The organism is Serratia sp. 201, from assembly GCF_037027545.1.
Classification (GTDB): Bacteria; Pseudomonadota; Gammaproteobacteria; order Enterobacterales; family Enterobacteriaceae; genus Serratia; species Serratia bockelmannii.
The window spans coordinates 271,219-291,612 of record NZ_JAXCHC010000003.1; the positions used below are offsets into that span (position 1 = coordinate 271,219).

At 61.3% G+C, this 20,394-nt stretch carries 18 protein-coding genes; 12 read left to right on the forward strand and 6 right to left on the reverse strand.

The annotated features are described in order from the left end of the window. Positions 1-106: 106 nt before the first annotated feature. Complete coding sequence (gene ygiD, locus WA302_RS16935; protein ID WP_025304317.1) at positions 107-889, forward strand: 4,5-DOPA dioxygenase extradiol; 783 nt, start codon at positions 107-109, stop codon at positions 887-889. A 48-nt stretch (positions 890-937) separates the two neighbouring features. Here ygiD and WA302_RS16940 read toward each other — a convergent pair whose 3' ends face one another. Both WA302_RS16940 and WA302_RS16945 read right to left on the reverse strand, forming a co-directional pair. Further along, complete coding sequence (locus WA302_RS16940; RefSeq protein ID WP_025304316.1) at positions 938-2,098, reverse strand: glutathionylspermidine synthase family protein; 1,161 nt, start codon at positions 2,096-2,098, stop codon at positions 938-940. A gap of 3 nt (positions 2,099-2,101) precedes the next feature. Beyond that, positions 2,102-2,770, reverse strand: a complete 669-nt coding sequence (locus WA302_RS16945) for a DUF1190 family protein (RefSeq protein ID WP_033644601.1) — start codon at positions 2,768-2,770, stop codon at positions 2,102-2,104. A gap of 353 nt (positions 2,771-3,123) precedes the next feature. On the opposite strand from WA302_RS16945, the gene WA302_RS16950 reads away from it, so the two are divergent. The 4 genes from WA302_RS16950 to dhaM are packed head-to-tail and all read left to right on the forward strand — an operon-like array spanning position 3,124 to position 7,430. After that, positions 3,124-4,224 (forward strand): glycerol dehydrogenase, encoded by a 1,101-nt coding sequence (locus tag WA302_RS16950; protein ID WP_261456614.1) that lies wholly within the window; start codon positions 3,124-3,126, stop codon positions 4,222-4,224. Between the two features lie 51 nt (positions 4,225-4,275). Further along, on the forward strand, positions 4,276-5,346 hold the full coding sequence (gene dhaK, locus WA302_RS16955) for a dihydroxyacetone kinase subunit DhaK (protein WP_043142075.1): 1,071 nt from the start codon (positions 4,276-4,278) through the stop codon (positions 5,344-5,346). Positions 5,347-5,355: 9 nt separating this feature from the next. Continuing rightward, entirely contained in the window at positions 5,356-5,988 is a 633-nt protein-coding gene (gene dhaL, locus WA302_RS16960) for a dihydroxyacetone kinase subunit DhaL (RefSeq protein WP_043142078.1), read from the forward strand. Positions 5,989-5,999: 11 nt separating this feature from the next. Further along, a complete protein-coding gene (dhaM, locus tag WA302_RS16965; RefSeq protein WP_049204415.1) occupies positions 6,000-7,430 on the forward strand; it encodes a dihydroxyacetone kinase phosphoryl donor subunit DhaM in 1,431 nt (476 codons plus the stop codon). Here the strand turns inward: dhaM and dhaR are convergent. Together dhaR and hasF are read right to left on the reverse strand one after the other, a co-directional pair. Then, on the reverse strand, positions 7,427-9,376 hold the full coding sequence (gene dhaR, locus WA302_RS16970; protein ID WP_043142085.1) for a dihydroxyacetone kinase operon transcriptional regulator DhaR: 1,950 nt from the start codon (positions 9,374-9,376) through the stop codon (positions 7,427-7,429). The genes dhaM and dhaR overlap by 4 nt on opposite strands. Before the next feature lie 151 nt (positions 9,377-9,527). After that, a complete protein-coding gene (gene hasF / locus WA302_RS16975) occupies positions 9,528-11,045 on the reverse strand; it encodes a multidrug efflux transporter outer membrane subunit HasF (RefSeq protein ID WP_049296255.1) in 1,518 nt (505 codons plus the stop codon). A gap of 347 nt (positions 11,046-11,392) precedes the next feature. Here hasF and nudF point away from each other — a divergent pair, with 347 nt between their 5' ends. The 6 genes from nudF to WA302_RS17005 all read left to right on the forward strand — a co-directional run bounded on the left by nudF (position 11,393) and on the right by WA302_RS17005 (position 16,809). After that, positions 11,393-12,025, forward strand: coding sequence for an ADP-ribose diphosphatase (gene nudF / locus WA302_RS16980; RefSeq protein WP_043142088.1), 633 nt, complete (start codon positions 11,393-11,395; stop codon positions 12,023-12,025). After that, positions 12,025-12,450, forward strand: a complete 426-nt coding sequence (locus WA302_RS16985) for a DUF1249 family protein (protein ID WP_004937244.1) — start codon at positions 12,025-12,027, stop codon at positions 12,448-12,450. The genes nudF and WA302_RS16985 overlap by 1 nt, the downstream gene beginning before the upstream one ends. 27 nt (positions 12,451-12,477) lie before the next feature. Then, positions 12,478-13,305 (forward strand): 3',5'-cyclic-AMP phosphodiesterase, encoded by an 828-nt coding sequence (cpdA, locus tag WA302_RS16990; protein ID WP_197832251.1) that lies wholly within the window; start codon positions 12,478-12,480, stop codon positions 13,303-13,305. Beyond that, positions 13,305-13,889, forward strand: coding sequence for an esterase YqiA (yqiA, locus tag WA302_RS16995; RefSeq protein WP_025304306.1), 585 nt, complete (start codon positions 13,305-13,307; stop codon positions 13,887-13,889). Before cpdA ends, yqiA begins: the two co-directional genes overlap by 1 nt. A 46-nt stretch (positions 13,890-13,935) precedes the next feature. Next, a complete protein-coding gene (gene parE / locus WA302_RS17000) occupies positions 13,936-15,831 on the forward strand; it encodes a DNA topoisomerase IV subunit B (protein WP_025304305.1) in 1,896 nt (631 codons plus the stop codon). Positions 15,832-15,912: 81 nt separating this feature from the next. Continuing rightward, entirely contained in the window at positions 15,913-16,809 is an 897-nt protein-coding gene (locus tag WA302_RS17005) for a LysR substrate-binding domain-containing protein (RefSeq protein WP_025304304.1), read from the forward strand. 8 nt (positions 16,810-16,817) lie between these two features. On the opposite strand, the gene WA302_RS17010 is transcribed toward WA302_RS17005, so the two are convergent. Together WA302_RS17010 and WA302_RS17015 are read right to left on the reverse strand one after the other, a co-directional pair. Continuing rightward, positions 16,818-17,126 (reverse strand): putative quinol monooxygenase, encoded by a 309-nt coding sequence (locus WA302_RS17010; RefSeq protein WP_025304303.1) that lies wholly within the window; start codon positions 17,124-17,126, stop codon positions 16,818-16,820. 33 nt (positions 17,127-17,159) lie between these two features. Continuing rightward, positions 17,160-17,741, reverse strand: coding sequence for an NAD(P)H-dependent oxidoreductase (locus WA302_RS17015; protein WP_049204421.1), 582 nt, complete (start codon positions 17,739-17,741; stop codon positions 17,160-17,162). Between the two features lie 325 nt (positions 17,742-18,066). Between WA302_RS17015 and parC the strand changes: the two genes are divergently transcribed. Further along, positions 18,067-20,340 (forward strand): DNA topoisomerase IV subunit A, encoded by a 2,274-nt coding sequence (gene parC / locus WA302_RS17020; RefSeq protein WP_025304301.1) that lies wholly within the window; start codon positions 18,067-18,069, stop codon positions 20,338-20,340. The last annotated feature ends 54 nt before the right edge of the window (positions 20,341-20,394 follow it).

Consider the following 20,394-nt stretch of genomic DNA (forward strand, 5'->3'; position numbering starts at 1 on the left):
TTTATTTCAAATTTATTGAATATCTTCATCACGGTTATCCGGCTGTGTTGCTGCGTCAAAGCGCGTAATGTAGCGGCATAGCACAATTTGAACTGAGGATCCCCCTATGAACACCTCTCGTATGCCGGCACTGTTTCTTGGCCACGGTAGCCCTATGAACGTGCTGGAAGACAACCGTTACACCCGGGCATGGCGTGCGTTGGGTGAGTCATTGCCGCGGCCGAAGGCGATCGTGGCGGTTTCTGCGCATTGGTATACCCGTGGCACTGCGGTCACTGCGATGGAAAAACCCAAAACCATTCACGACTTCGGCGGGTTCCCGCAGGCGCTGTTTGATACCCGTTATCCGGCGCCGGGCTCTCCCGCGCTGGCCACGCAGCTGCAGCACATTCTGGCGCCGGTGCCGGTGACGGCCGATCTCGGTGAGTGGGGGTTGGATCACGGTACTTGGGGCGTATTGATCAAGATGTATCCCAATGCCGATATCCCGGTGGTGCAGCTCAGCGTCGACGGCACGCAGCCGGCAGCCTATCACTATGAGCTGGGTCGTAAACTGGCGGCGCTGCGGGATGAGGGTGTGATGATCGTCGCCAGCGGCAACGTGGTACACAACCTGCGCATGGTGAAATGGCAGGGCGATACCAGCGCCTACCCGTGGGCGGAATCGTTCAATAACTTTGTCCGGGATAACCTGCGCTATCGGGGCGACAACCACCCGCTGGTGGATTTCATGCGCCATGAGGGCGCGGCGTTGTCAAACCCGACGCCGGAACACTATCTGCCGTTGCTGTACGTGCTCGGCGGCTGGGATGGAAAAGAAGCCATCAGCGTGCCGATCGACGGTATCGAAATGGGGGCGCTGAGCATGCTGTCGGTGCAGGTGGGGTAAAGAAAAAACGCCAGTCAGAGACTGGCGTTTTTGTCTTCAGCGGGGCGATCAGCCGAGGATGGTGTGCGGATAGAAGCGCGACAGATCCTGCGTGATCAGCTCGCGATCTTCGCGCAGGCCGATGCCGCAGGGTTGATCGTTCACCAGCCAGCTGCCGATCAGCGTGTAGCTGTCTTCGAACTTTGGCAGCGGATGGAACTGCTGCACGATCATGCCTTCTTCACCGTACGGCCCATCGACGCGCGCCACTTCCTGACCGTTTTCGACGATCTGAATATTGGCGCCTTCGCGTGAGAACAGCGGTTTGGTGACGTAATGATCCATCGGCGGATGATCGTCTTGCGCGAAATAAGCCGGCAACAGGTTAGGGTGGTTAGGGAACATTTCCCACAGCAGCGGCAGCAGCGCCTTGTTGGAGATGATGCTCTTCCAGGCCGGCTCCAGCCAACGCACGCCGGCGTCTTCCAGCTTGGTGGAGAACATCTCGCGCAGCATGAATTCCCACGGGTAGAGCTTGAACAGGTTGCCGATCACCTGATCCTGCAGATCGGTAAACTGGCCTTTCTCGCCAAGACCAATCTCTTCCATGAACAGGAACTCGGTCGGCAGACCGGCTTCCTGCGCGCAGTCCTGCAGATATTGCACCGTGCCGCGATCTTCTTCGCTGTCCTGGCAGCAGGCCAGGTGCAACAGGCCGAAGCCGTGATGCGCTTTCAGCTCGGCGAAACGCTCGATCAGCTTCTCCTGCAGGCTGTTGTACTGATCCGATTCCGGATCCAGCTTGCCGGCGTTGATCTGGTCTTCCAGCCACAGCCACTGGAAGAAGGCCGCCTCATACAGCGAGGTTGGCGTATCGGCGTTGTTCTCCAGCAGCTTCGGCGGGTTGACGCCGTCGTAGGCCAGATCGAGACGCGAATACAGCGACGGCTGGTTGGTGCGCCAGGAACTGCGCACGAACTCCCAGGTGTGTTTCGGAATGCAGAACTTGGCCATCAGCTCATCGCTGCCGACCACCTTTTCCACCACCTGCAGGCACATCTGGTGCAGCTCGGCGGTGGCGTTTTCGATCTCTTCAATCTGCGCCAGCGTGAACTGGTAATAGGCGTCTTCACACCAGTACGGCTCGCCGTACATGGTGTGGAAACGGAAACCGAACTCGGTCGCTTTTTCACGCCAGTCCGGGCGCTCGGTAATAGCAATACGTTTCATGCATCAACCGCCCATGCTGCGAGAGCCGGAGTTGGAAGTGGCGCTGCTGCGCTGCATGCTGGTCTGCTTGGCCACGGTCTCGCCGAAACCACCGCGGGTCACGGTGTTGGTGACCGCAGGCTTTGGCGCCATGGCGGTTTTCGGCACCGTCATGGTGCGGCCGCCGGCGGTGGCCGGGCCGTAGCTCTTGCCGCTGGCGTCGACAAACTTGCCGTTCGCCGGGCTGGCGGCGTTCTTGGAAGTGAACAGTGGCTGCTGCGCGAAGCCGGAACCGCCCATCAGGCGGCCCATCATGTAGCCCGCCATCAGCGGCATCCAGAAGCTGCCGCTGCTTTGCGATTCCGCCGCCATGCCGGCCTGCGCCGGAGCCGGCGCCTGGGTGCACTGCGCTTCGCCGAACTCGGCGACGCAGTCTTCGCGGGTGGCGTATTTCGGCGCGGTTTTCGCCGCTTCTTTCAGGGCGTTGTTGTAGGCGGTGGTGCACTGCTCGCTCATCGAAGGGTTGGCGCGCGAACAGTCATCGGCATTCTGATACAGGGAGACCGTTTCATCGCTCTTCTCGCAGCCGGCCAGCATAAAGACGGCGCTGATCGCCAAGGCCACGGGCGCGACACGGTAGCTGCGCCAGGATTTGCGGAACGTCTCTTGGTTGATGTTTTTTGTCCGTTTCATCGTTATCAATCCCATCATGCGGGCTGTTTTCGCCCTTTCCCAGTAGTGGCGCTAAGGATAGGGGAAACATGGTCAAAATTAAAGCTGAAACGCCCGCAGAATCCACTCTTTACGCAGTTATACGTTGGGGTGTGCGCCAGTTCGCTTTCGCGGCGAAAAAACGCGCGTTGGCGTTTCATCATGAAACGTTATCGCTATGATGATGTTCCATAATGGAACAAAAATCGCGTGGCTCGCCAGGCGGGCGGCAGGCGCTCATAGTCGAAGCACAACAACAAGCCGGCGGCGAAGTCGGCGCGTCATCACCTGATATCTGAACGTTACCATCGCCAACTCCCTACAAGGATCCGGTTATGTTGAGAATCATCCAGTCACCAGGCAAATACATTCAGGGCGCCAATGCGCTGGCCGCCGTCGGCGAATACGCCAAATCCCTCGCCGACCATTATTTCGTGATCGCCGACGACTTCGTGATGCAGTTGGCGGGAGACACCCTGATGGGCAGCCTGCAGCAGCACGGCGTGAAACATCATGCGGCCCGCTTCAACGGAGAGTGCTGCCGTAAAGAGATAGACCGGCTTGGCCGCGAGCTGCAGACCCACGGTTGCTGCGGGGTGATCGGCGTCGGCGGCGGCAAGACGCTCGACACCGCCAAGGCCGTCGCCCACTACCAACGGCTGCCGGTGGTGCTCATTCCCACCATCGCCTCCACCGATGCGCCGACCAGCGCGCTGTCGGTTATCTACACCGAACAGGGCGAATTCGCCGAATACCTGATCTACCCGCGCAACCCGGACATGGTAGTGATGGACAGCGCCATCATCGCCAAAGCGCCGGTGCGCCTGCTGGTAGCCGGCATGGGCGACGCGCTCTCCACCTATTTCGAAGCGCAGGCCTGCTTCGACGCTCAGGCCACCAGCATGGCCGGCGGCAAATCGACGCTGGCGGCGCTCAGTCTGGCGCGGCTGTGCTATGACACGCTGCTGGCCGAAGGGGTGAAGGCCAAGCTGGCGGTCGAGGCCGGCGTGGTAACGGAGGCGGTGGAACGCATCATTGAGGCCAATACGTATTTGAGCGGCATCGGCTTCGAGAGTAGCGGGCTGGCGGCGGCGCACGCCATTCACAACGGTTTCACCGTGCTGGAAGAGTGCCACCACCTGTATCACGGCGAAAAAGTGGCGTTCGGCACCTTGGCGCAGCTGGTATTGCAGAACAGCCCGATGGCGCAGATTGAAACCGTGTTGGCGTTTTGCCATGACATCGGCCTGCCGATCACGCTGGCGCAGATGGGCGTCACCGGCGACGCGACGGCGAAGATGATGGCGGTGGCCGAGGCCAGTTGCGCTGCCGGCGAAACCATTCACAACATGCCGTTCAAGGTCACCCCTACGGGCGTGCAGGCGGCGATCCTGACGGCGGACAGGCTGGGCACCGCCTGGCTGCAGCGTCATTGATACCGTTGGGGCGCGGTGAGCCGCGCCCCTGGGCTTACAGAGGAAATCATCGTGAAAAAACTGATTAATCAGGTCGAGTCGGTGTTGGAAGAGCAGTTGCAGGGGCTGGCGGAGGCCCATCCCGAGTTGCTGGTGCACGCGGATCCGGTGTTCGTGACCCGCGCCGACGCGCCGGTGGCGGGCAAGGTGGCGATCCTGTCCGGCGGCGGTAGCGGCCACGAGCCGATGCACTGCGGTTTCGTCGGCGAAGGGATGCTCGACGGCGCCTGTCCGGGCGAGATTTTCACCTCGCCGACGCCGGATAAAATGTACGAGTGCGGTCAGGCGATCGACGGCGGCGCCGGCGTGTTGCTGCTGATTAAGAACTACACCGGCGACGTGCTCAACTTCGAAACTGCCACCGAACTGCTGCACGACAGCGGCGTCGCGGTGGCGACGGTGCTGGTGGATGACGACGTGGCGGTCAAAGACAGCCTGTTCACTGCTGGGCGGCGTGGGGTGGCCAACACCGTGCTGATGGAGAAACTGCTGGGCGCCGCCGCAGCGCGCGGCGACGATCTGGACAGCGTGGTGACGCTGGGGCATCGCATCAACAACCACGGGCATTCGATTGGCATTGCGCTGGGTGCCTGTACCGTCCCCGCCGCCGGCAAACCGTCGTTCACCCTGGCGGAGAACGAGATGGAGTTCGGCGTCGGCATTCACGGCGAGCCGGGCATTGCGCGCCGCCCGTTCACCACGCTCAACGCGGCGGTGGACGACATGTTCCATACGTTGATCGACCACGGCCACTATCAGCGCACGATCCGCGTCTGGGATCGTCAGCAGGGCGAGTGGCGCGACGAGATGCAGACCAAGCAGCCGCTGACGCGCGGCGATCGGGTGATCGCGCTGGTCAATAACCTGGGTGCCACGCCGCTGTCCGAGCTGTATGGCGTCTACCATCGATTGGCGGAGCGTTGCGCCGAGGCGGGCATCATTATCGAACGCAACCTGGTGGGTTCTTATTGCACCTCGCTTGATATGCAGGGCGTGTCCATCACGTTGTTGAACGTGGACGACGAGCTGTTGTCCTTGTGGGATGCGCCGGTGAAAACGCCTGCGCTGCGTTGGGGTTGCTGAGGAGGAATTATGGCGTTGACCAAACAACAGGTCGTCGATTGGCTGATGCGTTGCGGCGAAGTATTCAACCGGGAGCGCGATTTTCTCACCCAACTGGACACCGAGATCGGCGATGCCGACCACGGTCTGAACATGAATCGCGGTTTCAATAAGGTGGTAGAAAAGCTGCCGTCGGTGGCGGACAAGGATATCGGCTTTATCCTGAAAAACACCGGTATGACGCTGCTGTCGAGCGTGGGCGGCGCCAGCGGTCCGCTGTTCGGCACCTTCTTCATCCGCGCGGCGCAGGCGGCGAACGCCAAGCAAAGCCTGGATCTGGTGGAGCTGCATCAGGTGATGCAGGAAGGGGTGGAAGGCGTGGTGATGCGCGGTAAGGCGGAGCCGGGCGACAAGACCATGTGCGACGTCTGGTGGCCGGTGGTGGAAAGCCTCGGCCAGTCCGCGCAGCAGAACCTGAGCGTGGCGGAGGCGCTGCAGCGTGCCGCCGACAGCGCCGAGCGGGCGGTGGAGAGCACCATTACCATGCAGGCGCGTAAAGGGCGGGCCAGTTACCTGGGCGAGCGTAGCATCGGCCACCAGGATCCCGGCGCCACTTCGGTGATGTTGATGATGAAAACGCTGGCCGAGGTCGCCGGCAGTTAGCAGGAGGCGAGATGATTAATATCGTGGTGGTTTCGCACAGCGCGTTGCTGGCGCGCGGCGTTGAGCAGTTGGCGCGGCAGATGATGCGCGGTGACGGCTGCAAACTGGCGCTGGCGGCGGGCGTGGATGACGAGCAGCACCCGATCGGTACCGACGCGGTCAAAGTGATGGAGGCGATCGAAGCGGTCGCCGACGGCGACGGCGTTCTGGTGCTGATGGATCTGGGCAGCGCGCTGCTCAGTGCCGAAACCGCGCTCGATCTGCTGGACCCGGACCTGGCCGCCAAAGTGCGGCTGTGCGCGGCGCCGCTGGTTGAAGGCACCCTGGCGGCGGTGGTGGCCGCCAACTCCGGTGCTTCGCTGGAACAGGTGGTGGCGGAGGCGCAGGGGGCGCTGCAGGCCAAACAGGCACAGCTGGGTGAGGCTTCTCCGACGGCGAAAAGCGTGGCCTTACCGCTGGCGCAGGGCAAAAGCGTAACCTGGACGGTGCAGAACCCGCACGGGCTGCATGCGCGCCCGGCGGCGCGGCTGGTCGAGACGCTGGCGCCGTTCAAGGCCGAGCTGGTGCTGGAAAAGCAGGGGCAGTGCGTCGATCCGCGCAGCCTCAATCAGCTGGCGCTGCTGCAGGTGCGTCACGGCGACACCGTTCGCCTGATCGCCGACGGTGCGCAGGCGGACGAGGCGCTGGCGGCGTTCAAAGCGCTGGCGGAACAACATTTCGGCGAGACGGTCTCCGAGCGGCAGCAGCCTTCGCTGCACGGTATCCCGGTGGCGGAAAGCGTCACCAGCGGACCCGTGTTCCAGGCCCACAGCTTCTGGCCGCCAACCGTCGATCGACGGATTGGTGCGGACGAGGTGTTGGGCGAACAGCAACGCCTGCGGGAGGCGCTACAGCACACGCTGAGCGATCTGAACCGGCTGGCGGAGCGTACCGGCACGCTGATCGGCAAGCCGCAGGCGGCGATCTTCGGCGCCCACAGCATGCTGCTGGACGATCCGGATCTGCAGCAGGCGGCTTACACCCGCATCGCGCAGCAGCTGTGCTGCGCCGAGCAGGCCTGGCGGCAGGTGCTGGGGGCGATCGCCGAAGAGTACCGTGAGCTGGATGACGACTACATGCGGGCGCGCGAATTGGACGTGCGCGACATGCTGCGCCGCACGCTGTGCCATCTGCAGGGGCTGCCGCTGCCGGCCATGGCGCTCGCAGAACCGTCAATCTTGGTGATGGACGAGCTGATGCCCTCGGAGGTGGTGATGCTCGACAGGCGGCTGGTGCTCGGCATCTGCCTGAGCGGCGGCAATGCCCTGTCGCACAGCGCCATTCTGGCGAAGGCGATGGGCATTCCGATGGTGGTCGGCATGCAGGATTGCCTGAGCAAAACCCGCAGCGGGCAGAAGGCGATGCTGGACGCCGCGCGCGGGGTATTGCAGCTCAGCCACTAGGCACGCAGCTTGAACTGGCGGATGTCGATCCCGTGCTGTTTGATCTTCCGCCACAGCGTGGTGCGGCCGATGCCCAGCAGCTGCGCCATCTCCGTCACCTGGCCACGGCTGACGGTCGCCGCGCGCAGGATCGCCTGGCGTTCCATGTCCGTCAGCGTCAACAGCGGTGCGCCGGGCTGCGGGTCGCTTTCCAGCAGCGACGGCTGGCCGAGCAAGTGTGCCGGCAGATCCGCCAACTGGATGTGGTGGCCGTGGCAAATCATTGCCGCGCGCTCCACCACCCCTTTCAGTTCCAAATCGTTGCCCGGCCATAGATAAAGCGCCAACTGGGCCATCACCTCGTCATCGACCCGGAAGCGACACTGAAAATGCTGCTCCAGCGTGCGCAGATGGTGTTTGACCAGCAGCGGAATATCGCTCAGCCGCTGGCGCAGCGGCGGGATCAGGATTTCGAACGCCTGCAGGCTGTAAAACAGCTGGCGGCGGAAGCGGTTTTGCTGCACCAGCAGCGGCAGATCGGCGGCGCTGCCGGCGATCACACGCACATCGACCGGGATCACCCGGCTGGAATTGAGGCGGATCACCACGCCGGTTTTCAACACCTGCAGTAGCGCCGACTGCATCTCCGCCGGCAGGTATTCGATCTGTTCGAGGTACAGCGTGCCGCCGTTGGCCAATTCGAATTTACTGAGCTGGCCCGCCTCTTCTTCGCTGGCGTCGTTGCCCAGCAGCTCACGCAGCCCCTGCGCCTGCGTCAGCAGCTGGCAGTTGAGGGCGATATACGGCCCGGCGGCGCGTTCGCCGGCGTTGTGGATAGCCTGGCTGAGCAGCTCTTTGCCAACGCCTTCTTCTCCGCGCAACAGGATCGGATGCTGGCCTTTGGCCGCCTGCTGCCCGTAACGGATCAGTCGCCGCATTTCCAGCGAGGTGGAGGGCATCTGTTCGAAGCTGTGGCTGACGCGCCCCAGCTGGCTGCTGACATACTGGCGCAGCCGTTCGAGCGGGTGCAGCAGGGCGATGAAACTGCAGCGATCGCCGTCGAAAATCGGCTTGAGCGTCAGCAATGCGGCGATAAATTGTCGCTGACTTTCGAAGGTGACTTCGACGTGTTGCAGCGGTTGGCGATCGGCGATGGCGCGCTTGAGCAGCGCGGGCAGCGTCAACAGCTGCGTCAGCGGCTTGCCCTGGCTCTGCTGTTCGTCCAGCTTCAGCAGGCCGGCGGCGCGCTGGTTGATGTATTGCAGGTAGCCGCGGTGATCCCAGGCCATGACGCCGTCGTCCACGCCGTCCAGCAGGCCGTAAAGCTGATTCAGATGGCGGTTGGATTCCGCCAGCAGGCCGTCGGCGTTCAGCGAGTTACCGATTTCGCGGGCGATGGCCAGCGTCAGCGACAGATCGCCGGCGGCGCAATCGGGCAGCAGGCAACCCAGGGCGATCGAGCCGCGCTGGCGGCCGCTGTTGTCGTAGACCGGCGTGGCGCAGAACGACCAGCCGTGCAGCGCCTGGCGCACATGCTCTTCACCGCTCACCCGTACCGGGTGGCCTTCCGCCGCCGCCAGCGCCGGAGCATTGGTGCCGATCTGTCCCTCGGCCCAGTAAGCGCCGGGGGCGAATCCCAGTTGCTGCAAATGCTCCCAGGTTTGGGCGTCGCCGCAATGCCACAGCGTGCAGCCGCTCTCGTCGAGGATCAGCAACAGACAACGTCGCGGCTCCATGTATTCGCAGGCGTCTTCCAGCGCCGCCTGGCCAAGCGTCAGCAGATCGTTCTTGCGGCGGCAAATCGATTCGAAGGTGGCGCCCTGAGCGCGGTGCGGTGCCTGCCAAACGTCTGGCTGCATCAGGCTGCGGCAGCGTAGCCAGGAGGCGTAAACGGCTTGTGTCGGGCGCAGCGGCGGCGGCAGTTCACCGTCGTTAATCAGCCGCTGCCAGCGTGAATCGTTGTCCATCGAACCTCATCCAGACTGCGAAAACGAGAGTGAAGATGATACCACCTGGTGTAGCGGCGGCTGTGAGGCGGTGGGCAGAAGCGGGGAAATCGGGGCAAAAAAAAACGGGGCGCGGCGCAGGCCGGACCCCGTGTTTATCAACGTGCGCGCATCAGTTGCGGAATGGGTTGCCGCTGTGGCGAGCCGGTTGGCTGGAGGTAACGGCCGGCGCGGATACGCGAGTGGCCGCCGGTGCCGGCGCCGCGGTTTGTTGCATCGGCGCATTGTCCTGATAACCGTCCGCATAGGCGTCCTGCGCGCGGTTTTGCGGTGCGACGGCGTCAGGCGCGGTCGACACCGGTTTGCCCAACGCGCCATTCAGCAGCAGCAGATCGTTCTGGTTCAGCGTGCCGAGCGCCGACTTGATGTTCAGCTGGTTGATCAGATAGGTATAACGCGCGTCGGACAGTTGACGTTTGGCGTTATACAGGGTGGTGGTGGCGTCCAGCACATCGACGATGGTGCGGGTACCGACCTGATAACCGGCTTCCATCGCGTCCAGGGAGCTCTGCGCGGAGATCACCGCCTGTTTGTAGGCGTTAATGCTGCTGATCGAGGCGTTAACGTTGTTGAACGACGAACGCACGGTCTGCACCACGCTGCGGTGGGAGCTTTCCAACTGCTCACTGGCGCCGACGAAGCCGTACTGCGCTTGTTTGACCTGCGAGTTGGTCGCGCCGCCGCTGTATAGCGGCAGGTTGAAGCTGATGCCGACCTTATTTTGGCCCGCATCGGAGTCGCTGTAGCGTGCGGCATTCGCGCCGCCGGTGTTGGAGCCGTTGTATTTGGTATTGCTGATGCCGGTCGACGCGCTGACGTCAATCGTCGGCATATAGCCAGTTTGGGCTGCGCGGATTTGCTCACGCGCCAGATCCTGGCTCAGACGGGCGGACAGCAGGCTCAGGTTGCGCGCTTCCGCTTCTTTCAGCAGGTTGTTCACCGCTTCCGGGCGCTGGGTACTGAAGCGATCGGTATTCAACGAGGCCAGCTCCGGGTAGAAGGCCCCGGTCACCTGGCGCAGCGTTTCCAGCGCGTTATCCAGATCGTTGCGGGCGGAGACTTCGGCCGCCAGCACGGTGTCATAGTTCGAACGGGCGTTCTGCACATCGGTGATCGCCACCAGGCCCACGTTGAAGCGTTGGGTGGTTTGATCCAGCGTGCGGTAGACCGCGTCTTTCTGCGCCTGGGTATAGGACAGCGTGTCGATCGCTTTCAGCACGTTGAAGTAAGCGGTGGCGGTGTTGAGAATCAGCGACTGCTCTGCGGTCTGGAAGGTGACGTCGGAGATGCCGGCGGTCTTTTCCTGCAGCGTCAGCTGGCGCCATTTCGACATGTCGAAGAGGGTTTGCGTCAATGCCAGCGAACCGCTGGTCACGTTGCTGTTAACGCCATTGCTGTCACGATAACCGTTGGTGTAATCGTAACCTGCGGTTAAACCGAGCTGCGGCAACAGCGGGCTGCGCGCTTCATTGATCTTTTCGAATGCGGCGTCGCGGTCAGCAGCACTTTTGCGCAGATCCGGGTTACTTTCCCTGGCCTGTTTGTAGACCTGCAGCAGGTTCTCTGCCTGGCTCATTGCACTGAAGCCGCCCAGGCTCAGTCCGATAAGAAGGGGGAGCAGTTTCTTCATTTGCATTCCTTGTTGTGCAGCAATATTGCTATGTTAGCGCTGACGATAGACGAAATAGTTGCCGATTCTAGCAGAGTCTGCGGTACGCATCAGGTGGCTGAATGTGCCATCTCACGTAACTTTTACCTTTCAGACCGCCCATTTACCTTGGCGTACTGCCCCGGTCGACTGCAGCTGATATTATGGCTGACAATCCGGATTGTTTCCCGCTATTACCTGCGAGCGCACAAACGTGCCGCATCCGGCGGCGAGAAACAGCCTAACATAAAGCCGCGGCGGAGAGTCCCGCTGTTTCTGTCATCAAAACCGTTTATTTTATCGGCATACTCAAGCAGGAGAATTCGCGCATGAACCGTTCGCAGCCATCGCCCGTTACTTTCGATAAAAAAGATGTAGAAATTATTGCACGCGAGACGCTGTACCGTGGTTTTTTTTCACTCAATTTATACCGGTTTCGCCATCGGTTGTTCAATGGCGAAATGAGCCCTGAAATCACGCGTGAAATTTTCGAGCGCGGCCATGCGGCGGTGCTGCTGCCCTATGATCCGGTGCGCGATGAAGTGGTGCTGATTGAACAACTGCGCATCGCCGCGGTCGATACCCGTAATTCGCCCTGGCTGCTGGAAATGGTGGCGGGTATGATCGAAACCGGCGAAAGCGTCGAAGACGTGTGCCGCCGCGAAGCGCAGGAAGAGGCCGGCGTGGTGGTCGGGCGCTGTAAGCCGGTGCTGAGCTACCTGGCCAGCCCCGGCGGTACCAGCGAACGTTTGTCGATCATGGTCGGCGAAGTGGACGCCCGCACCGCCGAGGGCATCCACGGTCTGGCGGAAGAGCATGAAGATATCCGCGTCCACGTGGTCAGCCGCGAGCAGGCTTACCGCTGGGTAGAGGAGGGCGCGATCGATAACGCCGCATCAGTGATTGCATTGCAATGGCTGGCGTTGCACCATGAATCGTTGAGAAAAGAGTGGGCCAACTAATGAAACAGCGCTATACCCCTGATTTCCCCGAAATGATGAGATTGTGCGAAACCAACTTCGCGCAATTGCGCCGCTTGCTGCCGCGCAACGATGAAGCGGGCGAAACGGTGACTTATCAGGTGAACGGCGCCGGCTATCGTTTGACCATCGTTGAGTCCACGCGTTACACGTCGCTGGTGGAGATCGAGCAGATCTTTCCGGCGGTCAGCTACTGGAGCCTGCCCGCGATGACGGTGCGGTTGTACCATGACGCCATGGTTGCGGAAGTGTGTTCCAGTCAGCAGATCTACCGCTTTAAAGCGCGTTATGATTATCCTAATAAAAAGTTGCATCAACGCGACGAAAAGCATCAAATTAACCAGTTTCTTGCTGATTGGCTGCGCTACTGTTTGGCGCATGGAGCGATGGCGGTTCCGGTTTGTTAGACAGACTGAAATAACAAAGGACACCATTTGGAAAGCCTGTTTAAACTGCCCGTGGCGAGTGGGGCCGCGGTCAGGATTCTACAAATAACAGATACCCACCTTTTTGCCGGCGAACACGAGACGTTGCTCGGCATCAATACCTATCGCAGCTATCACGCGGTGCTGGACGCCATCCAGGCGCAGCGCCGCGACGTTGATTTGATCGTCGCCACGGGAGATTTGGCGCAGGATCATTCGCAAGAGGCGTACCGCCACTTCGCCGCCGGCATCGCGCAATTGCCGGCCCCCTGCGTGTGGCTGCCGGGTAACCACGATTTCCAACCGGCGATGGTCAACGCGTTGGCCGCCGCCGGCATTGCCCCTTCCAAACAGGTGTTGCTGGGCGACGACTGGCAGGTGCTGATGCTGGACAGCCAGGTGTTCGGCGTGCCGCACGGCGAATTGAGCGAGTATCAGCTCGAGTGGATGGAGCGCTGCCTGCAGGCTCACCCCGAGCGCTATACGCTGTTGCTGCTGCACCATCATCCGCTGCCGTCCGGTTGCACCTGGCTCGATCAGCACAGCCTGCGCAACCCGCATATGCTGGGCGCGATCCTGCTGCGTTATCCGAAAGTGAATACCGTAGTGTGCGGGCACATTCATCAGGATCTGGATCTGGAATGGCAGGGCCGGCGCCTGTTGGCGACGCCGTCCACCTGCGTGCAATTCAAGCCGCACTGCACTAACTTTACCATCGACGACGTCTCGCCCGGCTGGCGTTACCTCGATCTGCTGCCGGACGGCCGCGTCGAGACGCAGGTGTTCCGCCTGGAAAACGACGATTTCCGCCCCGATATGGACTCGGATGGATACTGATGCCTTCGACGCTGCTCTACCTGCACGGTTTCAATAGTTCGCCGCAGTCGGCCAAGGCGGTGGCCTTCAAGGCCTGGCTGGCCGAGCACCATCCCGACATCGAGATGCTGGTGCCGCAGCTGCCGGCCTTTCCGGCGGAGGCCGCCGAGATGCTGGAAAATATGGTGCTGGAACGCGCCGGGCAAACGCTCGGGCTGGTCGGCTCATCGCTGGGCGGCTATTATGCCACCTGGCTGTCGCAGTGTTTTTCCCTGCCGGCGGTGGTGGTCAACCCGGCGGTCAAGCCGTTTGAGCTGCTGGTGGACTATCTCGGCGCCAACGAGAACCCCTACACCGGCCAGCAATATGTGTTAGAGTCTCGGCACGTTTACGATCTGAAAGTGATGCAGATCGATCCCTTGGAGTCGCCGGATTTAATCTGGCTGCTGCAGCAAACGGGCGATGAAATTCTCGATTACGGCCAGGCAGTGGCGTATTACACCGCGTGTCGGCAAACGGTGGAGTCGGGTGGAAACCACGCCTTCGTCGGTTTCGAGCACTACTTCCCCCAGATTGTGGATTTTTTAGGGCTAAACGCGGTCTGACGGACCGTTCCGGCACCTCCCTTTAACCACGAAAAAATAATCAACGATGACTCAATCCAGCTATAACGCTGATGCCATTGAAGTACTCAGCGGTCTAGAACCAGTGCGCCGTCGTCCCGGCATGTATACCGACACGACGCGCCCAAACCACCTCGGCCAAGAGGTGATCGATAACAGCGTCGACGAAGCGTTGGCCGGTCACGCCAAGCGTATCGACGTGATCCTGCACGCCGATCAGTCGCTGGAAGTGATCGACGACGGCCGCGGCATGCCGGTGGACATCCACCCGGAAGAGGGCGTGCCGGCGGTTGAGTTGATCCTGTGCCGGCTGCACGCCGGCGGTAAATTCTCGAATAAAAACTACCAGTTCTCCGGCGGCCTGCACGGCGTTGGGATCTCGGTGGTCAACGCCCTGTCGAAGCGGGTGGAAGTCAACGTGCGCCGCGACGGCAACGTCTACGGCATCGCGTTCGAAAACGGTGACAAAGTGCAAGACCTGACGGTGACTGGCACCTGCGGCAAACGCAACACCGGCACCAGCGTGCACTTCTGGCCGGACGAACAGTTCTTCGACAGCCCGCGTTTCTCGGTATCGCGCCTCACTCACCTGCTGAAAGCCAAAGCGGTGCTGTGCCCCGGCGTTGAGATCTATTTCATCGACAAGGTGAACAACACCGAGCAGCGCTGGTGCTACCAGGACGGCCTGACCGACTACCTGATGGAAGCGGTTAACGGCCTGATCACCCTGCCGGAAGCGCCGTTCGTCGGCAATTTCGCCGGTGATACCGAAGCGGTGGACTGGGCGCTGCTGTGGCTGCCGGAAGGCGGCGAGCTGCTGACCGAAAGCTACGTCAACCTGATCCCGACCATGCAGGGCGGCACCCACGTCAACGGCCTGCGTCAGGGGCTGCTGGACGCGATGCGCGAGTTCTGCGAATTCCGCAACATCCTGCCGCGCGGCGTGAAGCTGTCGGCGGAGGATATCTGGGATCGCTGCGCCTACGTGTTGTCGGTGAAGATGCAGGATCCGCAGTTCGCCGGGCAGACCAAAGAACGTCTCTCTTCGCGTCAGTGTGCGGCCTTCGTTTCCGGCGTGGTGAAAGACGCCTTCAGCCTGTGGCTGAACCAGAACGTTCAGGCGGCGGAACAGCTGGCCGAGCTGGCGATTTCCAGCGCCCAGCGCCGCCTGCGCGCGGCCAAGAAAGTGGTGCGCAAGAAGCTGACCAGCGGGCCGGCGCTGCCGGGCAAGCTGGCGGACTGCACCTCGCAGGATCTGGCCATGACCGAACTGTTCCTGGTGGAAGGGGACTCGGCGGGCGGATCGGCCAAGCAGGCGCGCGATCGCGAATATCAGGCGATCATGCCGCTGAAGGGCAAGATCCTGAATACCTGGGAAGTGTCCTCGGACGAAGTGCTGGCCTCGCAGGAAGTGCACGACATTTCCGTGGCGATCGGCATCGATCCGGACAGCGAAGATCTCAGCCAGCTGCGCTACGGCAAAATCTGCATCCTGGCGGATGCGGACTCCGACGGCCTGCACATCGCCACGCTGCTGTGCGCGCTGTTCGTACGCCACTTCCGTTCGCTGGTGAAAGGCGGCCACGTTTATGTCGCCATGCCGCCGCTGTACCGCATCGATCTCGGTAAAGAAGTGTTCTACGCGCTGGATGAAGAAGAGAAGGCCGGCGTGCTGGAACAGCTGAAGCGCAAGAAGGGCAAGCCGAACGTCCAGCGCTTTAAAGGGCTGGGTGAGATGAACCCGCTGCAGCTGCGCGAAACCACCCTCGATCCGAATACCCGCCGGCTGGTGCAACTGACGGTAGCGGAAGATGATGTCGATCAGACGCTGGCGGTGATGGACATGCTGTTGGCCAAGAAGCGTTCGGAAGATCGCCGTAACTGGCTGCAAGACAAGGGCGACATGGCCGAATTGGCGGTCTGAGCCTGACCCTGGCCCGGTGAACGCCGGGCCTGCTTTCCCGCAGGGCGTTCATGCGGCGCCCGATAACCTGGGCCGAAATGCATGAAGATCACGCTCGAAGAATTGCTGGCGTTCACCTCGGTGGTCGACAGCGGTTCCATCACCTCCGCTGCCGATCGGCTCGGCCAGACGACATCCGGCATCAGCCGCGCGCTCAGCCGCCTGGAGAACAAACTCGATACCACCCTGATGCGCCGCACTACGCGTCGCCTGGAGCTGACCGAAGAGGGGGAAAGCTTCCTGAGCCATGCGCGTACGATCATCAACTCGGTGGAAAATGCCGAAGAACAAATGGCGGTGCGTCGGCAGATGCCGGCCGGGCGGTTGCGGATAAATGCGGCTGCGCCTTTTATGGAGCACGTCATCGTGCCGCTGGTAGCGGGGTTCAGGGAACGTTATCCGCAAATTTCGCTCGAGCTGAACACCGACAACCTGGTTATCGATCTGCTGGAAAAACGCACGGATATCGCTATTCGCATCGGTGCGTTGCGCGATTCGACCATTCATGCGCGCGCGCTGGGCGCCAGCCGGCTGCGCATCCTCGCCAGCCCGGCTTATCTGCAGCAGCACGGCACGCCGCAGAGTGTGGAGGCGTTGCATCGGCATTGTTTGCTCGGTTTTACCCAGCCGGAATCACTGAACCAGTGGCCGTTGCGCTATCGCCAGGCGCCGCATTTCACCATCACGCCAACGATCTCGGCGTCCAGCGGTGAAACGCTGCGGCAATTGGCGCTGCGGGGCGAGGGGATCGTACAGCTGGCAGACTTTATGACCCGACGCGATCGGGAAGCGGGCAAGTTGGTGACGTTGCTGGAGCAGGAGACGCTGGACGTGCGCCAGCCGATTAATGCAGTGTATTACCGCAATACGCAATTGGCGGCGCGCATCACCTGTTTTCTTGACTACGTCAGCGCGCACATCGACGCGCAGACGTTATAAGGCGGGGCTTACAGGGCGTTTTCCAGGATGTAGATCTCGGTGTCCAGCACGCTGTCTTTGAGGGTGTCGCGGTGTTTGAGCATGTGTTCAATGGCCAGATGTTTTTCCAGATGCGCCATGCTTTCCCATTTCTCCAGCATGAACACCGAATCCGGCGACCGCTTCTGCCACGGCGCCTGGGTATTGCTGTCGACCATCGGCGTGTATTCGCCGCAGCCGTCTTCCGCCAGCACCAGCGGCACTAGTTTTTCAATGGCTTGCAGTACGGTGGCGCGGTGGCCGGGTTTCACTTTGATTTCTGCGATTACGGTGATCATGCTTACCTCGTTGATGAGAATGTTCTGCGTCAGTTAAGCAAAAATTTTCGCCAGATGCTCGCGATAACGCGTGATGTCGTCCGCGATATTCGGCTCTTTGATCACATTGTTGCAGATGAAGGTCGGCAGCGCTTCCATCCCCAGGAACTGGTTGGCCTTGTGGAAGTGCAGGTAAACGCCGTCGACGCCGACGCCGTGGAAGAACTGATCGGGATCGGTGAAGGCCTCCAGCGGGGCGTTCCAGGTCAGGCTCAGCAGGTATTTTTTGCCCTGGATCAGCCCGCCGGAGCCATATTTTTTGCTTTCGTCGGAACGAGAGCGGCCGTCGTTGGCATACAGGCTGCCGTGGCCGGCGGTGAACACTTCATCGATGTATTTTTTCAGGATCCAGGGTTCGCCCATCCACCAGCCCGGCATCTGATAGATGACCGCGTCAGCCCACAGGTATTTCTGTACTTCGGCTTCGATGTCATAGCCGTCGTCGACCACGGTGACCTGCACATCGTGCTGCAGATCGCGCAGGAAGCTTTCCGCCACGTCGCTCAGGGTTTGGTTGAGTTCGCCGTTGGAATGGCCGAATTGTTTTTTAGCGTTGATAATCAGGATATTGCTCATCTTTCGCGGCTCCCGTCAGAGTTAAGATATGGCATGCTTCCCGCCGAAAAGGCGGAAACCATTTCGCTGGTGACGAGTGTAATCGTTAGTCAGGCAAGTAAAAATGCGATCCGGCGCACAACAGTGTTGACTGCCAGTCAATAAAGAAGCCGCCAGGTAGCGAAATTTTGCATAAACCGCATCGCGGAATTGGCCGTCGCCGGCGATCCTTGCGCCAACTGTGACAGCTACCCCGCAGATGGGTTACTATCGCGGGCAGAATCGACAAGCGATGCCTTTTGTCGTCCAAGGGATTGCCAAGCCACGGTCTGAGGATAATTGAGTAATGAGTGATCTGACTCATGACGGTGTAGAGCGTTTACCGCTGCACACATTCACTGAAAACGCCTATCTGAACTATTCCATGTACGTCATCATGGATCGGGCGTTGCCGTACATTGGCGACGGTTTGAAGCCGGTACAACGCCGTATCATCTACGCCATGTCTGAGCTGGGGCTGAACAACAGCGCCAAATTCAAGAAATCCGCCCGTACCGTGGGCGACGTGCTGGGTAAATACCACCCGCACGGCGACAGCGCGTGTTATGAAGCCATGGTGCTGATGGCGCAGCCGTTCTCGTATCGCTATCCGCTGGTGGACGGCCAGGGGAACTGGGGCGCGCCGGACGATCCCAAGTCGTTCGCGGCGATGCGCTATACCGAATCGCGCCTGTCCAAATACGCCGAAGTCTTGCTGGCCGAACTGGGCCAGGGCACGGTCGACTGGATCCCGAACTTTGACGGCACGCTGCAAGAGCCGAAGATGCTGCCGGCGCGTCTGCCAAACATCCTGCTGAACGGCACCACCGGCATCGCGGTCGGCATGGCGACCGACATTCCGCCGCACAACGTACGTGAAGTCGCCGCCGCGGCGGTGGCGCTGCTCGACAAACCGGGCGCCTCGCTCGATGATCTGCTCGAGTTCGTGCAGGGGCCGGACTTCCCGACCGAAGCCGAGATCATCACTCCGCGCGATGAGATTCGCAAAATTTACCAGAGTGGCCGCGGCTCGGTGCGCATGCGAGCCGTGTGGAAGAAAGAGGATGGCAGCGCGGTGATCACCGCCTTGCCGCATCAGGTTTCCGGCGCCAAGGTGCTGGAGCAGATCGCCAGCCAGATGCGCGCCAAGAAGCTGCCGATGGTCGAGGATCTGCGCGATGAATCCGACCACGAAAACCCGACGCGTCTGGTGATCGTGCCGCGTTCCAACCGCATCGATCTGGAGCAGGTGATGAATCACCTGTTCGCTACCACCGATCTGGAACGCAGCTACCGCATCAACATGAACATGATCGGTCTGGACAACCGCCCGCAGGTGAAAGGGCTGGTGGAGATCCTCACCGAATGGCTGGCCTACCGTCGCGATACGGTGCGCCGCCGCCTGAACTACCGCCTCGAGAAAGTGCTCAAACGTCTGCATATCCTCGAAGGTTTGCTGGTGGCGTTCCTCAACATCGACGAGGTGATCCACATCATCCGCAGCGAGGATGAGCCGAAGCCGGTGCTGATGCAGCGTTTCGGCATCTCCGATACCCAGGCGGAAGCGATCCTCGAGCTGAAACTGCGTCACCTGGCCAAACTGGAAGAGGTCAAGATCCGCGGTGAGCAGGATGAGTTGGCGAAAGAGCGCGATCAGCTGCAGGCGCTGCTGGCGTCCGAGCGCAAGCTGAATACGCTGATCAAGAAAGAGATCCAGGCCGATGCGCAAACCTATGGCGACGATCGCCGTTCACCGCTGACCGAGCGTGCGGAAGCCAAGGCGATGAGCGAGCATGACTTCGTGCCGTCCGAGCCGGTGACCATTGTGCTGTCGGAAATGGGCTGGGTGCGCAGCGCCAAGGGCCACGATATCGATCCTGCCGGGTTGAGCTACAAGGCCGGCGACAGTTTCCGTGGTGCGGCACGCGGCAAGAGCAACCAGCCGGTGGTGTTCATCGATTCTACCGGGCGCAGCTATGCGCTCGATCCGATGACGCTGCCGTCGGCACGCGGGCAGGGCGAGCCGTTGACCGGCAAGCTGACACCGCCGCCGGGCGCCACCATTGAGCAGGTGCTGATGGCGGCCGACGATCAGAAGCTGCTGATGGCGTCCGACGCCGGTTACGGCTTCGTCTGTACCTTCAACGATCTGGTGGCGCGCAACCGCGCCGGCAAGGTGATGATCACGCTGCCGGACAACGCCAGAGCGCTGCCGCCGATGGAAATTCACGGCGCAGACGATATGCTGCTGTCGATCACCGCCGCCGGGCGCATGCTGATGTTCCCGGTCGCCGATCTGCCGCAGCTGTCGAAGGGCAAGGGCAACAAGATCGTCTCCATTCCGGCGGCGCAGGCCGCAGCCGGTGAAGACAAGCTGGCCTGGCTGTTCGTGCTGCCGCCGCAGGCGTCCGTCACGTTGCACGTTGGCAAACGCAAGCTGACGCTGCGCCCGGAAGATCTGCAGAAGTTCCGCGCGGAGCGCGGCCGCAAGGGGACCCAGCTGCCGCGTGGCCTGCAGCGCATCGATCGCGTCGAAGTGGATGCGCCGGTGCGGGCGTCGGGTGGCGACAGCGAAGAGTAAGCGTTGGCGCTAGCGTTAACGGGCGGTCGCAGCATGCTGTGGCCGCCTTATTTA

What these genes read in the sequence shown, in the direction of transcription:
- WA302_RS16950 (WP_261456614.1), top strand. Translation starts at nt 3,124, where the DNA reads ATGTTGAGAATCATCCAGTCACCAGGCAAATACATTCAGGGCGCCAAT.
- WA302_RS17005 (WP_025304304.1), top strand. Translation starts at nt 15,913, where the DNA reads ATGAAGATCACGCTCGAAGAATTGCTGGCGTTCACCTCGGTGGTCGAC.
- WA302_RS16945 (WP_033644601.1), bottom strand. Translation starts at nt 2,770, where the DNA reads ATGAAACGGACAAAAAACATCAACCAAGAGACGTTCCGCAAATCCTGG.
- WA302_RS17010 (WP_025304303.1), bottom strand. Translation starts at nt 17,126, where the DNA reads ATGATCACCGTAATCGCAGAAATCAAAGTGAAACCCGGCCACCGCGCC.
- hasF (WP_049296255.1), bottom strand. Translation starts at nt 11,045, where the DNA reads ATGAAGAAACTGCTCCCCCTTCTTATCGGACTGAGCCTGGGCGGCTTC.
- parC (WP_025304301.1), top strand. Translation starts at nt 18,067, where the DNA reads ATGAGTGATCTGACTCATGACGGTGTAGAGCGTTTACCGCTGCACACA.
- parE (WP_025304305.1), top strand. Translation starts at nt 13,936, where the DNA reads ATGACTCAATCCAGCTATAACGCTGATGCCATTGAAGTACTCAGCGGT.
- WA302_RS16940 (WP_025304316.1), bottom strand. Translation starts at nt 2,098, where the DNA reads ATGAAACGTATTGCTATTACCGAGCGCCCGGACTGGCGTGAAAAAGCG.
- dhaM (WP_049204415.1), top strand. Translation starts at nt 6,000, where the DNA reads ATGATTAATATCGTGGTGGTTTCGCACAGCGCGTTGCTGGCGCGCGGC.
- dhaL (WP_043142078.1), top strand. Translation starts at nt 5,356, where the DNA reads ATGGCGTTGACCAAACAACAGGTCGTCGATTGGCTGATGCGTTGCGGC.
- WA302_RS17015 (WP_049204421.1), bottom strand. Translation starts at nt 17,741, where the DNA reads ATGAGCAATATCCTGATTATCAACGCTAAAAAACAATTCGGCCATTCC.
- dhaR (WP_043142085.1), bottom strand. Translation starts at nt 9,376, where the DNA reads ATGGACAACGATTCACGCTGGCAGCGGCTGATTAACGACGGTGAACTG.
- WA302_RS16985 (WP_004937244.1), top strand. Translation starts at nt 12,025, where the DNA reads ATGAAACAGCGCTATACCCCTGATTTCCCCGAAATGATGAGATTGTGC.
- yqiA (WP_025304306.1), top strand. Translation starts at nt 13,305, where the DNA reads ATGCCTTCGACGCTGCTCTACCTGCACGGTTTCAATAGTTCGCCGCAG.
- ygiD (WP_025304317.1), top strand. Translation starts at nt 107, where the DNA reads ATGAACACCTCTCGTATGCCGGCACTGTTTCTTGGCCACGGTAGCCCT.
- nudF (WP_043142088.1), top strand. Translation starts at nt 11,393, where the DNA reads ATGAACCGTTCGCAGCCATCGCCCGTTACTTTCGATAAAAAAGATGTA.